General features: G+C 34.7%; 14 protein-coding genes. 2 read left to right on the forward strand and 12 right to left on the reverse strand.

What is annotated here, in order from left to right; genetic code table 11:
* The first annotated feature begins 338 nt into the window (after positions 1-338).
* On the forward strand, positions 339-1,247 hold the full coding sequence (metA, locus tag NCCP28_RS01530) for a homoserine O-acetyltransferase MetA (RefSeq protein ID WP_248559649.1): 909 nt from the start codon (positions 339-341) through the stop codon (positions 1,245-1,247).
* Between the two features lie 98 nt (positions 1,248-1,345).
* On the opposite strand, the gene NCCP28_RS01535 is transcribed toward metA, so the two are convergent.
* Positions 1,346-2,041, reverse strand: coding sequence for an AIM24 family protein (locus NCCP28_RS01535; protein WP_248559650.1), 696 nt, complete (start codon positions 2,039-2,041; stop codon positions 1,346-1,348).
* Between the two features lie 295 nt (positions 2,042-2,336).
* Between NCCP28_RS01535 and NCCP28_RS01540 the strand changes: the two genes are divergently transcribed.
* On the forward strand, positions 2,337-2,546 hold the full coding sequence (locus NCCP28_RS01540) for a DUF3892 domain-containing protein (protein WP_248559651.1): 210 nt from the start codon (positions 2,337-2,339) through the stop codon (positions 2,544-2,546).
* A 54-nt stretch (positions 2,547-2,600) separates the two neighbouring features.
* On the opposite strand, the gene mntR is transcribed toward NCCP28_RS01540, so the two are convergent.
* The 11 genes from mntR to NCCP28_RS01595 form a co-directional block, all read right to left on the reverse strand.
* The gene (mntR, locus tag NCCP28_RS01545) at positions 2,601-3,023 is read right to left on the reverse strand and encodes a transcriptional regulator MntR (protein ID WP_248559652.1); all 423 of its coding nucleotides are present in this window, start codon (positions 3,021-3,023) and stop codon (positions 2,601-2,603) included.
* A gap of 543 nt (positions 3,024-3,566) precedes the next feature.
* The gene (locus NCCP28_RS01550; RefSeq protein WP_248559653.1) at positions 3,567-5,723 is read right to left on the reverse strand and encodes a type IA DNA topoisomerase; all 2,157 of its coding nucleotides are present in this window, start codon (positions 5,721-5,723) and stop codon (positions 3,567-3,569) included.
* 926 nt (positions 5,724-6,649) lie between these two features.
* On the reverse strand, positions 6,650-7,003 hold the full coding sequence (locus tag NCCP28_RS01555) for a Na-translocating system protein MpsC family protein (RefSeq protein ID WP_248559654.1): 354 nt from the start codon (positions 7,001-7,003) through the stop codon (positions 6,650-6,652).
* Positions 7,004-7,013: 10 nt separating this feature from the next.
* On the reverse strand, positions 7,014-7,424 hold the full coding sequence (locus NCCP28_RS01560; RefSeq protein WP_248559655.1) for a phosphate-starvation-inducible protein PsiE: 411 nt from the start codon (positions 7,422-7,424) through the stop codon (positions 7,014-7,016).
* Positions 7,425-7,858: 434 nt separating this feature from the next.
* A complete protein-coding gene (locus NCCP28_RS01565; RefSeq protein ID WP_248559656.1) occupies positions 7,859-8,338 on the reverse strand; it encodes a helical membrane plugin domain-containing protein in 480 nt (159 codons plus the stop codon).
* A 15-nt stretch (positions 8,339-8,353) separates the two neighbouring features.
* Positions 8,354-11,308 carry a formate dehydrogenase subunit alpha gene (gene fdhF, locus NCCP28_RS01570; protein ID WP_248559657.1) on the reverse strand — a complete coding sequence of 985 codons (2,955 nt, stop codon included), beginning with the start codon at positions 11,306-11,308 and terminating at the stop codon, positions 8,354-8,356.
* A 349-nt stretch (positions 11,309-11,657) separates the two neighbouring features.
* Positions 11,658-11,891 carry a molybdopterin converting factor subunit 1 gene (gene moaD / locus NCCP28_RS01575; protein ID WP_248559658.1) on the reverse strand — a complete coding sequence of 78 codons (234 nt, stop codon included), beginning with the start codon at positions 11,889-11,891 and terminating at the stop codon, positions 11,658-11,660.
* 3 nt (positions 11,892-11,894) lie between these two features.
* Positions 11,895-12,359 carry a molybdenum cofactor biosynthesis protein MoaE gene (locus tag NCCP28_RS01580; RefSeq protein ID WP_248559659.1) on the reverse strand — a complete coding sequence of 155 codons (465 nt, stop codon included), beginning with the start codon at positions 12,357-12,359 and terminating at the stop codon, positions 11,895-11,897.
* Positions 12,340-12,888, reverse strand: a complete 549-nt coding sequence (mobB, locus tag NCCP28_RS01585) for a molybdopterin-guanine dinucleotide biosynthesis protein B (protein ID WP_248559660.1) — start codon at positions 12,886-12,888, stop codon at positions 12,340-12,342. Before mobB ends, NCCP28_RS01580 begins: the two co-directional genes overlap by 20 nt.
* The gene (locus tag NCCP28_RS01590; protein ID WP_248559661.1) at positions 12,849-14,141 is read right to left on the reverse strand and encodes a molybdopterin molybdotransferase MoeA; all 1,293 of its coding nucleotides are present in this window, start codon (positions 14,139-14,141) and stop codon (positions 12,849-12,851) included. Before NCCP28_RS01590 ends, mobB begins: the two co-directional genes overlap by 40 nt.
* Before the next feature lie 18 nt (positions 14,142-14,159).
* Entirely contained in the window at positions 14,160-15,176 is a 1,017-nt protein-coding gene (locus NCCP28_RS01595) for a MoeB/ThiF family adenylyltransferase (RefSeq protein WP_248559662.1), read from the reverse strand.
* Positions 15,177-15,335: the final 159 nt, after the last annotated feature.

Below are 15,335 nucleotides of genomic sequence, written 5' to 3' on the forward strand. Positions count from 1 at the left end.
TATAATCCTCCTGATACAGTATGGTTACATTGTACAAAATAACGAAAAAAAAAGAAATATAGTAACAAAATGTTCGTATTTATTAATGACCCTATTCTTCTAAAAAATCTATCGGCTATTTTTTTGCTATTTTTCCAAAATTTAAAACATTATCATTGCGAGGTTTAGAAACTATACTTATAATATAGGCTATGTCCCATTAATATCCTATTTATTTCTAATCTGGATGTTTTATTTATCAAACTATACAAAAACATCTTCTATTTATGCACTAAATGCGTTTTTAAAATTTATATTTACATACATTTTTATTATGACAAAAAAGGAGACGCTTTATTATGCCTATAAAAATCCCTTATTTACTGCCGGCTCGCGAGGTTTTAGAAGAAGAGCATATTTTTATTATGGATGAAAATCGTGCAAAGCAGCAGGATATTCGACCATTAAATATTATTATTCTTAATTTAATGCCGGAAAAACAAAAAACAGAAGTGCAAATCCTTCGTTTACTTGGAAATACACCACTGCAATTAAATATTTCTTTTTTGCGGACCGCTTCCTATGAATCAAAAAATACCAGCCCTTATCATTTGGATCAGTTTTATACAAACTTTGATGAAATCAAAGAAAATAAGTATGATGGAATGATTATTACTGGCGCCCCTGTCGAGTTATTAGATTTTGAACAAGTGCAATATTGGAAAGAGTTGACAGAAATAATGGAGTGGACAAATACAAATGTCACCTCTACTCTGCATATTTGCTGGGGGGCTCAAGCAGCACTGTACTATCACTACAAAATACCAAAATACGAACTAAATAAAAAATGCTATGGAATTTACTCCCATGCTATTTTTAATTCAAAAGAAAAATTATTGCGTGGTTTTGATGACAGCTTTTTAGCGCCGCATTCCCGCCATACTAATGTAGATAAAGAAGAAATCATTAAACATAATGAATTGGAGCTTTTGTCTGCATCAGAAGATGCTGGCGCCTTTATTGTAAGCGGAAACCATGGAAAGCATATTATGGTAACAGGCCATTTAGAATATGATTCTTGTACACTTGCAGAAGAATATACAAGAGACATCAACAAAGGAATGGATATTCATCTTCCCCTTGATTATTTTCCTGATAATGATCCAACAAAAAAACCATTAAATTATTGGCGCTCCCATGCCCATCTGCTTTTTTCCAATTGGCTAAACTATTATGTTTATCAAGAAACTCCTTATGATTGGAAATGAAAGGGCAAGAGCCTATTGGCAAAACAAAGATAACGTCTCTTTCTATTGGAATGGATCAAAAAAAAGCTGACTGCACTTAGTCAGCTTTTTTGCTTGAATTAGCTTTTCGACTCTGCATAATATACTTCTTCAAAAGGCTGCACAACAACAAATCCCTCTCCAGAAAACTTCATTTGAATCGATTCGCCGCTGCCTCGTCCAAAAAATGTTTTTAAAGAAATATCTGTTACAAAATCTGGCTGTAGATTTCCAGACCAAGCAACGGTTGCATTCGGATCTGTAAATACAGGATTATCTTTAGTCACCTTTAATGTCAATGGCTCATAATGGGATGTAATGGCAATCATGCCCGTGCCTGACAGACGAATATTAAATAGTCCCCCGCTCATCATGCCTGCAATTTTTCTCATCAATTTAATGTCCCAATTGATGCTTGGTTCAAAAGCCAATAAATCATTGCCATTTACGTAGATGGACTCATTTTGCAGATGAAGGATAGTAATTTTTTTCCCTTGGTCTGCCAAATATAATGTCCCTTTTCCTTCTGCTTTCATTAAAGAAGCGCCCTCTCCAGTAAATGCTTTCTTTAATAATGTGCCCAACCCATTTTCTAACACGCCTTCTCGCGTAAATTTAATGCGGCCTCGGTAAGATACCATGCTTCCAGCTTTTGCCCAAATTTGTTTGTCCAAATTAATTTCCAGCATTCTTGGTGTTTCTAATTCAAATAAACCTTCCTCTTTATCTTTTTGTTCTGTTTCTTTAATAAAATCCTGCAGTGAAAATCGGCTCATTTTACCCTCTCCTTTTTAAACAAAACATTTATCCAACTCGCAATTTTTGCTAAAACTTTTCTTTTATTTTAGGAAACTTTTAATCAATCTATCATATCTTATAAAAAAACTATAAAAATAATAAAAAAGAAGCAATAGAAAGATTATATGTATATAAGTTTACGGAACAGCAGAAAATAAGTTTCATGTTTATTTTATTTTCTTTTGTACATACTATTTGCATAATAATTTTAAATTAGGAAATATAACAAATAGTGAACCATTACTTCTATTTAAAAAGGGAGGAATAGGAAAGATGGAACAAATTATAGCTGTGGAAAGAAATTATTTAGGACAAATCATTAGCTTTAAAACATCAAGCGGCAGAGTCATCTCCTATCGCAAAGCATTATTAGACGCAGAAAGTGGAATTATTGATGGTGTAAACATTACAGAATCTACAGAAGAAAATGGCCTATCTGCAAAATTCGAAGATAACTTTGAAAATTATCCATTAATTTATTAATAACAGCCAAAAAAAGACTGCATCTAAAAATCAAACAGATGCACGTCTTTTTTGTTATTCTTCTTCATTTTTTTGTTGAATTACTTTTAATGCCTCAATGCGAGATTCGTCTTCCTCAAAAAATTGAACTAAGTCTCCTATTCGATCAATTGCATCCCAGCTTAAATGATGTTCAATTCCTTCTACATCCTGATAGATATTTTCTTCTTTTACACCAATAGCGCGCAATAGCTGCTCTAATAATTCATGGCGATATACAAGACGTTTGCCGATTTTTTTTCCCTTTGCCGTCAAAATCAGCCCTCTATATTTTTCGTATACTAAGTATTCATCTTTATCCAATTTTTGAACCATTTTTGTGACAGAGGAGGGATGAACCGATAATGCTTCTGCAATGTCGGATACACGGGCATATCCTTTTTCTTCAATTAAATTATAAATTTGCTCAATATAGTCTTCCATACTAGGTGTTGGCATTTATACTAATGACCCTCCTATTCGTGTTACTCATTTTTCCCATATAATAAGATGAAGGATTTAGTGAAATCATTTGTTCAATCATTTACCTTTTTGATAGTATATCTTCTTAAATAAAAACTGTGTTAATGACTGCCGCCACTAACATAATTTTTGGCTCATTTGCAAAAAAATCAGCAGGATTCTTTAACAGAACCTAAAAAGAATAAATATTATTCCTCATCCAAAAACTCATATCCTTTTAGCATTTTACTATATAAGAAACAGCGAAACAAGTTAATGCTTGTTTTCTTTCTGAATAGCTTCTTTTTTGCTGTTGCAGGTAAAAACGAGGAAGGATATAATCTTCAGGCTATTGAAAAACGCTTGCTTTCTTCATCGCTCCTTTTTTGAATGTGCTCATTACCCCAAAAGCTGATCTTCAAAAAAAGTACCCCTCAATAGTCAAACATTTTTATACACTCATACTTTTCACTTCAAAACTTTTTCCACACTCTGAGAAGATAATCTTCTGTTTTTATCTCGCTTCCATACTGCTTTCATTTATTTTTCAAATTCCATTTTCCAGCTATAATAATCATTGTCGTCATTTTTCCGATAAGATAAAATGGCATCAAATTTATTGCCCTTTTTGCTTGTTAAACCTTTTACAGGAGCAATCCCATTCTTCAATAATGCTTTTACCATCGTTTTTGTAGGCTTCTTTTTCATTGTCGCTAAGAACTTGTCATTTTTCCAAATCACAAATTTGCAGCCATTTTTCCAATTGCTGCAGCCAAATCCTTTTTGACCTTCAATTACAGCATGACCGCAAACCGGACATTTCCCTATTACCTCATTTTGCTTACGCTGAGAAGTCACTTCGTTAATCGTCACTTCTTTCTCATTCTTAATCATTTCTACTGATTTTGTAGTAAAGTCAAAAATCAGCTGTAAGAACTCCTCTTTCGTAAAGCTTCTTTTCTCAATATCGTTCAACGATTTTTCAAGACGGCCTGTAAATTCAAGGTTAAATAAATCTTTTATAGGGAATGTCTCAACAAGTTTTCTTCCCAGTTCTGTACACAGTAAATTTTTATTTTGCGTCGTTATATATCCAACATCTTTTAATTTTTTTATCGTTTCAGCTCTTGTTGCAGGCGTTCCAATACTGAATCCGCTTAATATAGCATTTAAGCTTTCTTCATCCGTACCTTCCCCATCGTAATTCTTTCCACATGTCTCCATCACTCGAAGCAACGTTCTTTCTGTATGTTGCTTAGGAGGCTTTGTAACATGTGTATTAATTTCATGCTTTATTAAGTCTACATCATCGCTAATTTGTACAAGAGGCAGAATCGTGTCTTTTGATTGCACTTTCTCCACCTTCTTCCACCCTTCTACCAGTTGAACTTTCCCTTTAGAGATAAATAAGCCTTTTAAATCAGCACCAGCAATTTTCGTTTCAATTCTTGTTTCTTCATACTCAGCAACAGGCATAAATTGCATAATAAATCTATTTTTAATTGCTTGATAGACTTCTTCTTCATCAGCAGACAACTTTTTAGGTTTTAAATAAGTAGGTACAATTGCACTATGACTCTCTACTTTGGAATTGTCAAAAATTCTTTTCGATTTAACAAACTTTACTTCATCTTTATAAGGCAAATCTTCTGTTAGCGTTTCTAAAACCTTTGCTGTTTTCCCTACCAGACTTTCTTCAAGAGCCAAGCTGGCCGTACGTGGATATGTAATAAATTTTTTCTCATACAAAGATTGCGCGACTTTTAATACTTTATCAGATGTCCATCCCTTGTATTTATTTGTAATATATCCTTGTAAATTAGACAAATTGAATAAGAATGGTGGATATTCCTTCTTCTGCTGCACCTGCTTATTGCTTACAATTCCTGATTTATCAGTTAGTGTCTGTTGAACCTCTTCGAGCATTTTTTTGCTTTTAAATTTTTCTTCTTTGCCTTCCATATATGTTCCTTCATACTCTTGATCATCTTGAGTTTTGAAGATTGCTTGAAGTTTGTAATAGTTTTCTGGAACAAAATTTTCAATTTCTTTATCTCGATCATAAATAATTTTTAAAGTTGGCAATAAAACCCTACCGATGTTCAAGGCTTTTCCTTTGCCTTTTTGATATTTGAGAGTAGCAACAGATGTCAGATTAATCCCAATAACCCAATCAGCCCATTGGCGGCTAACGCCAGCATCCTGTAAAGGCCTTAATTCTGTATTTAGCTTCATATTCTCTAATCCATTCATAACCTCAGCTGGTGTCCATTCATTCAATAATAGTCTATAAACAGTTTTATCAGTCTTAAGGTTATAGATGATACTATCGCCTATTACTTGGCCTTCACGATCATAGTCACAAGCAGAGATAATTCCATCAACATCTGGTCGCCTCATTAGACTTTGGATAATTTTCAGTTGTTTTTTGGCACCTGTATCAGGCTTTTCTCTATCACGAGGATTACTTTTAACTTTATATTTAAAGACTTGAGGAATAAATGGAAAATTCTCCATTCTCCATGTAGACATCTTATCATCATAATCTTTTGCATCGTATAATTGGAGTAAATGTCCAAATGCCCATGTAACAATATAGCCGTTTCCCTCAAAGTAGCCGTCTTGACGACCTCTTATTTTTAATGCATCCGCAATGTTTTTTGAAACGGATGGCTTTTCTGCAATAATTAACTTCATCTAATTAATCACCTTACATTTAAAATTTCCAAAATAAACTAACTCAATTTTATTATTTTATCATATAAAAGCTTCTGGCAATATAATGGGTAGAAAAGTAATCTAGCTGGAGTACTTACACATCAAATGTGCAATTAAGTATTTTCATAAAATCAGCATCTTGTTTGTACTCCTCATTTACGAAATACTTCAGTTCAGATTTTGCAAGTAGAAATCATTCTGTGGAATTAAAAAGTGGGCGGCATCGTTGTTTAAATCCCCTTTATTTAAATTCAACATTCTAAATTAACCGATAAATAAAGCGGAATCATTTAAGTAATTAGGATTGTTTTTCATCAAAAAAGTAAAATTTTGGTTTCACATTTGCTTATTAATTTTATAAGCATTAATTCCCTTCTCTTTAATCTTATAACTATAAGATCAATCGATTTTATCATAATACCCTTTCTAGAGATTTATACAATGAAAATTCATCAAAATAAAAGCATTATATTTTAACCTTTTTAAATAACATATTGGCGTCTTAAAAATCTCAATTTTGGAAAAAAAAGCATTAAACACTTTTCTTTCCAAAAAAATTCGTTTCCATCTCAGTCATATCAAAGCTAAAAATAAAAGCTATTCCTCAAAATAAAAAAAATAATTTTAAGCTGAACTGCTAATTCTAGCATATCGGTTTAAAGTTTATAAAATTGTTATTTACTTTTGCAACAAGTACTTCTGTGTCTATTTCGGTTATCTCCATTACCTCTATCATTTTTTATCACTATTACATCTTTTCCTTTCATTTTATACAGTCCTGCAAATTCATAAATCTATTAAAGGCTACCAATTTGTTATTTCAAAATCTACAATAGTAGTATCTTGACGGCTTGAAATACTCATCTAATTACAAAACAGATATTTTATTATAAAAAAATCCATCATTAATACTCTATAGGCTTATCAAATACATAAATTGTCATTGCTGTATCGATGTCTAAATCAATATCTGTAAAGATGCTCACAATTTTTGCATTCATCAATTCCTCAATTTTTTTCAAAACCATAGGATTCTTATAAATTTGCTTTACTAATTTAGTTCGTGCTTCATGAACCATCCGTTGTCCCTCTCTTGAACTAATCATAAAATTTTCTATATTGGTCATATTACCTTTCATCTCACTAATTGCCCAATTGTCCACAAAACGTGTATGAATTTCTTTTGGTCCATTTCCAACATATTCTTTACGTATTTCACGAATCAACATATTAAATTGATGTTCCATATTTTTTTTCATTCTATTTCTCCTATCTGATTCTTTTAGTTTTTTTCACTTCTGGTGGAGGTAATATTAGATAGCTTATTGTAAGCATAAAAATTACTATAGATAGCCATAAATTTTGAATCGAATTCCCATTGTTAACTATAATAAACCGGATTGTGGCTGTAATTCCGATATATAAAAGATACCTTAATGGAAAATGATGACTTTCTTTAAAATAAGTTAAAATCATAGAAATAAATCCAAAATACAAGAAAAAAACCAAAATTTTACTGAAAATTTTATGAACATTTCTATTTTCTAAAAAAATATCATTTAAAATGTAATACAGTTCCCTAAAAAGAAAATAAGCAAGGATAAAACTAAGAACAATTAATGCTATATTCAATACTATTTGATAAAGTTTTATCAACCATTTTTCAGCTGATCCAACCATCTGTATCCCCCATCTTTGGTATACCCCTTTAACCTAATTAAATTTTTCTTCTAAAGAAAAAATTCACTTTACTTTCTATTTCACTTCCATTGTCTTGCAAAAATTCAGTTGATTGATAGTCAATATGATATAATTCCTTACTGATGAGCTAGTTACTAAAATATATAAAGAAAAAAGAAGGTATATTAACTATTTAAAAAAGAACATACTCAAAGAGTTCCGAATAAAACAATCTAGGAGTATGAACTATAGAAAATTTCTTCTTTACTTTCCAACAATGTATAACCCTTTAGCTACCACTTACTTAGTTTGAAGATTCTCCATTTTACAATTAATCTGTGCTTCTCCTCTAAAAAGCATACTAAATAATTGCAAGAGTTTTATCGTTCTAATAAAACATAAGAGAAAGTCAGTAAGCTCTATATTCATTTAAGTTAATCTTTTAGCCCTTCACCTAGCCCCTTTAACAAATCAATAGAAAACCTTACAACACGATTCACATCAGGATCTCTTATTAGTTTCACTAAATCAAAAATATGAACTTTTTTGTTTGCTCGAAACCCCTCCTCTGCTCTTTGAAGACCTGTTGATAAGCCTCCGACTAATTTTTTTGTTATTTCAGGATCTAATTCTGTTAACACTCCAGCTGCAGCCATTGCATTATTTAGAGCATTTGTTACAGGCGGACGCAACATTTGTCCTACTGCAATTTTAGCTACATCTTCTTTTGCCTCGACAAGATTATTGATTGCTCCAAGAATTCCACTTTCATGAAGTTCTTGGAGAAGCTTAATTGTTTCTTTAATTCCATCTGCATTTCGAGATAAATCTTGTAAAACTTTTTCAAGCGTTTGGTTTTGCTGTTCTTTTTCAGTAAACACTGGTGCTTCTACCTTTGTAATTGGTTTTGCCATTGCTTGTTACCCCCATCACTTTCTATCTGCTGATATATTCAAATCAGCAATCGGCTCATAGTCATTTCGTTTCCATTTACGTTCCACCTGTACACCAAGCTGTGGATTTCGCTTTGCATAACGAGGATTATATAAAGGAAGTGGTTGGCTGCCTTTTACATTTATTAATTCCATTTTTACTTTTGTCTGTTTGTAGGCTGGTGTTTGTGTACGGACATCGCCGACACTTCCAGTTAATAGATTGATAGCATTTTCATGGCTTACTGAATGCATTGGCACATACAACTCTTTTCCTTGTACCCGATCTGTCACTAATGAGCGAAGCTTAATCGCACCATATGGCGATATAAGACGCACTAATGAACCGTCTTGTATCCCGCGCTCTTTAGAAAGTTCTGGTGAAACCTCTACAAATACCTCAGGTAATTTATACTGAATTCCCTTAGATTTATTAGTCATATTTCCCTCATGGAAATGTTCTAAAAGTCTTCCATTATTTAATGTAAGATCGAATTCATAGGCAAACTCAATAGGCGGAACATATTCTACAAGAGAAAAACGAGCCTTTCCATCTGGGAAGTTAAAACGTTTTGTATAAAGAAGCGGCTCATCTGTCCCATCTTTTTGTACTGGCCATATTAAACTGTTCCATCCTTCAAGCCGCTCATACGATACACCTGCAAAGATTGGAGATAAGCTTGCAATCTCATCCATAATTTCTCTTGGATGTTCATAGTTCCAATTAACACCCATATATTCCGCAATTTGTTGAATAATCCACCAATCCGGTTTAGATTCACCTATTGGATCAAGCGCACGATACAGACGTTGAATACGTCTTTCTGTATTTGTGAATGTCCCATCTTTCTCCAGTGACGGAGCTGCCGGTAAGATAACATCGGCAAATTGAGCTGTTTTGGTTAAGAAAATATCTTGGACAACAAAAAATTCTAACTTGCTAAGTATTTCATGCACATGATTGGAATTCGAATCCACCCAAGCCATATCTTCTCCCATTAGATACATGGCTTTTAATTCACCTTTCTCCACTGCTTCTAACATTTCAATATTTGTTAACCCTGGTTTCTTAGAGATTTTCACTCCATATGCCTGCTCAAACTTCTCTCGCGCTCTGTCATCTGATAGACGCTGATTTCCTGGAAGCCATTGTGGAAGGGTACCCATGTCACAAGATCCTTGCACATTATTATGACCACGAAGGGGATATGCGCCTGCACCAGGACGACCAAAGTTTCCTGTTACTAATAGCAGGTTAGCAATAGCTGCTGATGTATGTGACCCGGAAACATTTTGAGTGACGCCCATTCCCCATAAAATACACGTTCCATCTGCCTTGTAAATCATTTTGGCTGTTTCAATAAGATATTCTTTAGAAAGCCCTGTTATTTCTTCTGCGTATTCAAGTGTGTATTTTTCAAGGAGCTCTAGATACTCATGATATTGATTTACATGTTTTTTGATAAACACCTCATCATGCCAGCCCTGATCAATGATATATTTGGCAATAGCTGTTATCCATACATAATCGGTTCCTTGTTTTGGATGTAAAAATAAATCAGAGCGTTCAGCCATTTCATGTTTTCGAAGATCAGAAACAATTAATTTTTGTCCATGTAATTTCTTTGCACGTTTTACCCTAGTCGCTAGCACTGGATGACCCTCAGTTGGATTTGCACCAATAATGATGACAAGACCTGCACTAGCAATATCTTTAATAGACCCAGAATCTCCTCCATACCCAACTGTCGAAAGCAATCCATCTGTAGCGGGAGACTGACAGTATCTTGAACAATTGTCAATGTTGTTTGATTCAAATACTTGACGTGCTAACTTTTGCATAAGATATGCATCTTCGTTTGTTGTTTTAGAAGAACTGACAAAACCTAGCGAATGCCCTCCATAAATTTGTTTAAAATTACCCATTTTTTCTGCAATTAATGTTAAGGCTTCATCCCAAGTAGCAGGGACAAATGCATCACCTTTGCGAATTAAAGGGGTAGTAAGACGCTGTTCACTATTGACAAAATCCCATCCGAATTTCCCCTTAACACAAGTAGAAACGCTGTTTACAGGCCCATTTTCAGTTGGTTCAATTTTTAAGATTTCACGTCCCTTTGTCCATACTTCAAATGAACATCCTACACCACAGAATGTACAAACTGTTTTTGTTTTTTTCGTACGTTTATCACGCGCGGCTGCTTCCACTTCCGATAAGGCAAAAATTGTTTTATAATCTGGTTCGACTTCTTTAATAAGATCCACCATAGGGTCTAATAAATCCTTTGGAATGGCTGTCATAAGCCCAGCTTCGCCTAACATTGATTTTTCCATTAATGCGTTGCATGGACAAACTGTAGCGCACTGCCCACAAGATACACAAGAAGATTCATTGATAGATTTACCATCATCCCATACTACACGCGGCATTTCACGTTCCCAATCTATAGATAGGGTTTCATTCACCTGCAGATCTTGACATACTTCTACGCAACGCCCACACAGGATGCATTGATCTGGATCGTATCTGTAGAAAGGATGTGACATATCCACCTCATATCCTTTTTCTCTGTATGGTCGGGTTTGATGTTCAATTTCCAACAACTCTGCTGTATTATGAACACGACAATTTCCATTGTTATTATCACAAACCGTACAATACAGTAAATGATTCTCCAATATGCGGTCCATTGCTTCTGTTTGCGCAGTCTTGGCCAGTTCTGAGGAGGTCAAAATATTCATCCCTTCCTCAATTTCTGTCGAACAAGCTCTCATGATTTTTCCATCAATTTCGCACATACAGGTATCACAAGTTTGAATAGGACCTAAAATTTCTGAATAACAGATATGCGGGTGATCTACCCCTTCTTTTAAAAGATAGTCAAGAATTCGAGTCCCCTGTTCTACTTCATGTTGCTGTCCATTAATTTTCACTCGGACTGTTTCTGCCATTTTAAATGCTCCTTTTCTAAAAAATAAAAAAGCCCGCCATAAAACAGATTGCGTATAAATAAATACACAATCTATTTTATGGCGGGCTAATAGCTAAGCAGTTTTATCCTGCCAGCAATCCATCTCACCATGCTCAATAAAAAAACAGGATATCAAGGCAAGTTATCGTTACCTAATATCAATAATTTTTTATATTTAGCTTCTGTCTTATTATAATACTTTGAATGGTTAAGCTCAATAAAAAATTGTCTCTATCCTTGATGCATACAGTCTTGCATGGAACCCGTATCTATACATGATTATGTTCTATTGAACTGCCTGCCATTTTAAGATAAAAGAAAGGCTCGTTTTATCCGCCGCTTACTGGAGGAATAAATGCAACTGTATCTTGGTCTTTTATTATCTCTTCATCTGTTACAAAGGTCTCATTAATAGCCGTCATGCATTGATTAAAAGATAAAGAAGGATACTTACTTTCAAAATATTGTTTTAGCTGCAAAACTGTTATATTATTTTTTTCTACTATTAATTGATCGAATCCCATTTCTTCCTTGATTCCTGCAAAAAATAAAACGGTAATCATTTCTTATTCCTCCTTGCTTGGCTTTCCTTCTGCATATTCAGTAGTCTCTAATTGATCTCCAATCCACATTGTCCCATCTTCCCAAAATTCTTTTTTCCAAATAGGCACGATTTGTTTGATTCGTTCAATAGCATATTCATTTGCTTCGTACGCATTTTTACGATGTGGCGAGGAAACCGCAATAACAACAGCTATATCCGTTATTTCTAACCTGCCTATTCTATGAGTAATAGCCACCCAAGCATCTGGCCACTTATGTTTAATTTCTTCCCCTATTTGACTCAGCATTTTTACTGCCATTGATTCGTACGCCTGATATTCAAGAGACAGCGTTCTTTTTCCTTTTGTAAATTCTCTGACCGTTCCAATAAAGAGTGTAATTGCACCTGCTTCTCTTCGTGAAACTTGACTGATTGTATCCTCTGCCGATATCGGGTGACGCACTATTTTAAACAAACTTTGTTCCACTTTTTTTCACCACCTCTTCTATCAAAAAATCTATATAAAACTTTTCCTCATCTAATTGAAACACTCTATGTTTTTTAAACGTCTCTGTATCTAACTTAATATGACTAATCATACACTTAATATTTGTCAACGAATGGAGCAACGAAAGGTCCTTTTCACTTCGAATCATCACCACTTTTGGATAATGTTCCTTTTTATATCCTTCAATGAAAATAACATTCAGGGAAAAAAAACTATATAACTTAAGCATTTTTCCAAGATTCCAATTGTCATCCTTAGCATATAATTGTAAGGCTCCATCTCCTTCTACACTAGAAATGGCGGCTCCGGCGTTATAATGGCGTATGCTGTCTTTAGATTTAGAAAAACATCTGTCATCTGGAACTCCTCCATGCCCATGATGTTTAATGGATGCAGCCTTTAGTCCTTCTTGTTTAACTCTAATAATTAGTTTTTCCATTAAGGTCGTTTTGCCGCTGTTTTGGAATCCTACAACCTGTAGGATGGGACAATGTTCTCCCAAGGCCATTCACTTCCTTTTGCATCCTCTAGTAATAAAATATCCACAAGCATTCCCTTTTGATATCCTCTCGTGCCTCCTGGAAGAACAATAAGGACATCAGCTCTGGCTAAAGAGGAGACGGCATTTGATTTATTAAAGCCTGAAGGAGAAACGATTAACTCCCCTCTGTCATAGGAGAGTGTTCCTCTTATAAATCGGGTAAACGGATTAGGTTTTGTAAAATCTTCTCCCAACCAGGCACTTTCTCTTTTGAGATGTGGCTGGTCATTAAATAAGGAAAGCCGAATGACCGGGCGAACAAATAATTCACATCCAACGTAACAAGCAGATGGATTTCCTGATAAACCAAATAATAGTTTTCCGTTCAATTGCGCAACCGTTGTTACACTTCCGGGCCTCATCGACACTTTATTAAAAAGGACAGAAGCTCCCAATTTATCGTAGATAGCCGGTAAATAATCATAGTCGCCCACTGATACTCCGCCCGTTGTAATAAGCATATCCACTTCAAATAGAGCATTTTTGACAGCCATAAAACAGCTATCAAAATCATCATTTAATTTCCCGAAATACTTGACGTCTCCTCCAGCTCTTTCAATTTGAGAAAAAATCATATATGCATTGCTATTTCTAATTTTCCCCGGTGTAAGTTTTTCACTTACTTCAAGAAGTTCGCTTCCAGTAGCCAATACCCCTACTATAGGCTTTTTGGCAACAGGCACCTCGCTGTATCCAAATGTTGCTAATAATGCTGCAATACCTGGATTGATATATGTACCTCTCTTTGCCAAAATTGTCCCTTTTTTTGTATCTTCTCCTTTAAAGGAGATGTTGTCGCCTTTTTTGAAAGAACGTTTAATTTCAATAAGCTTTTGATTACTTTCTGTGTATTCTCTTGCTAATTCAAGCATTACTACAGCACTGCAGCTCTCAGGAATTTGAGCACCAGTCATAATTCGAACAGCTTCAAATGCTCCAACTTGTCCATTAAAAACTGTACCGGCACCAATTTCTCCCACCACTTTTAATGACACTGGATGATGGGAAGCAGCCGTTTCTGTATCTTCTGATCTAATGGCAAATCCATCATATGGCGAACGGTCAAACGCGGGAATATCATGATCCGCGATCAAGTCTTCCGCCAAGAACCGGCCATAAGCCAATTCAAGGGATATCATTTCCTTCCTGCCATTCTTAGCATATTGCATTACTTTACGTACACATTTATCCACAGAAATAGGGGTGCGTTTTTCTGCCATCAATTTCACTTCTTTCTCTTAGCCTAGTAGACGATGATAAAGACTTTTAGCAAGCTGTATATTATTGGTTCCGTGAATAAACACACGTCCATCCCTAAATATAACCAAACGATAATTCTGAAGCTGACAAGATAATAAATAAGGGTTTCTAGCTACTTTGCCATGAGCGCATAATCGTTTTTCCAATTGATCAAAACTATATCCTATACTTCTGGAAGGTCTAATCTGAACTGTATTCCTCCCGCATAACACCTCTGTTTTCATCTGATTTTCGTACGATAAATAAGGGTATGTCCTCATTGTTCCACAGGTTAAGCAGCCTTCTTTTTTCATTTTCGTCAATTTAATAGAATGATGCTGGTTGCTCCACACATCAAATAACAAAAAGGTGTTTCTCAGCATGGAAAAATCATCGACAAGAATTTTGAATGCTTCTGCCACTTGATAAGCAGAAACAATTTGAACAGCTGGGCTAATAATCCCTGCTGTATCACATGTTGCCCCTCCAGGAGGAACTTCCTTTAAGATACAATGCAAACATGGTGTTCTGCCGGGAATAATCGTATAAACTGCTCCATAACTTCCTACACATGAGCCATAAATCCATGGAATGCTGTACTTATGCGAAAGATCATTTAAAATAAATCGAATATCAAAATTATCTGTACCATCAATAATTACATCAACACCGCTTAATAAATTCCCCAGATTGTCAGATCTTGCCTCCATAACAAGAGCTTCAATTTCAACTTCTGAATTAATTTGTTTCAAATGCTTTTCCGCAGCTATGGCTTTTGGAATTTGGTGTTCAGCATCAGCCTCGTTGTATAGCTGCTGGCGCTGCAAATTGCTCCATTCAACATAATCACGATCAATAATAGTCAGCTTTCCAATCCCTGCCCGTACAAACGCTTCAGCACCAGCACTCCCCAATGCTCCAGCTCCCACAATTAGTACATGCTTATTTTTAATTTTTTTTTGCCCATTAGAACCTATCTGTTTAAACAGCTGTTGCCGTGAATAACGATCAGTCAACAAACTCTCTTCCTTTCTTTCAAAAATTATTATTCTATTTCTCGTTATACTCTCTATGCCTACATATATAATCTTTGATGCTCTTCTTATATTAAGGGCAAAACAGCAATCTACGTGTTAATGTAATATATTTATGAAAAGAAAAAACCTAATGACTAT

This window comes from Niallia sp. NCCP-28, assembly GCF_023168165.1.
GTDB lineage: Bacteria > Bacillota > Bacilli > Bacillales > Cytobacillaceae > Niallia.

Excerpts from the sequence above, each read along its gene's own strand:
- NCCP28_RS01535 (WP_248559650.1), bottom strand. The coding sequence starts at position 2,041 with ATGAGCCGATTTTCACTGCAGGATTTTATTAAAGAAACAGAACAAAAA.
- NCCP28_RS01565 (WP_248559656.1), bottom strand. The coding sequence starts at position 8,338 with ATGGCAAAACCAATTACAAAGGTAGAAGCACCAGTGTTTACTGAAAAA.
- metA (WP_248559649.1), top strand. The coding sequence starts at position 339 with ATGCCTATAAAAATCCCTTATTTACTGCCGGCTCGCGAGGTTTTAGAA.
- NCCP28_RS01560 (WP_248559655.1), bottom strand. The coding sequence starts at position 7,424 with ATGGTTGGATCAGCTGAAAAATGGTTGATAAAACTTTATCAAATAGTA.
- mntR (WP_248559652.1), bottom strand. The coding sequence starts at position 3,023 with ATGCCAACACCTAGTATGGAAGACTATATTGAGCAAATTTATAATTTA.
- NCCP28_RS01540 (WP_248559651.1), top strand. The coding sequence starts at position 2,337 with ATGGAACAAATTATAGCTGTGGAAAGAAATTATTTAGGACAAATCATT.
- NCCP28_RS01550 (WP_248559653.1), bottom strand. The coding sequence starts at position 5,723 with ATGAAGTTAATTATTGCAGAAAAGCCATCCGTTTCAAAAAACATTGCG.
- fdhF (WP_248559657.1), bottom strand. The coding sequence starts at position 11,308 with ATGGCAGAAACAGTCCGAGTGAAAATTAATGGACAGCAACATGAAGTA.
- moaD (WP_248559658.1), bottom strand. The coding sequence starts at position 11,891 with ATGATTACCGTTTTATTTTTTGCAGGAATCAAGGAAGAAATGGGATTC.
- NCCP28_RS01555 (WP_248559654.1), bottom strand. The coding sequence starts at position 7,003 with ATGAAAAAAAATATGGAACATCAATTTAATATGTTGATTCGTGAAATA.
- mobB (WP_248559660.1), bottom strand. The coding sequence starts at position 12,888 with ATGGCCTTGGGAGAACATTGTCCCATCCTACAGGTTGTAGGATTCCAA.
- NCCP28_RS01590 (WP_248559661.1), bottom strand. The coding sequence starts at position 14,141 with ATGGCAGAAAAACGCACCCCTATTTCTGTGGATAAATGTGTACGTAAA.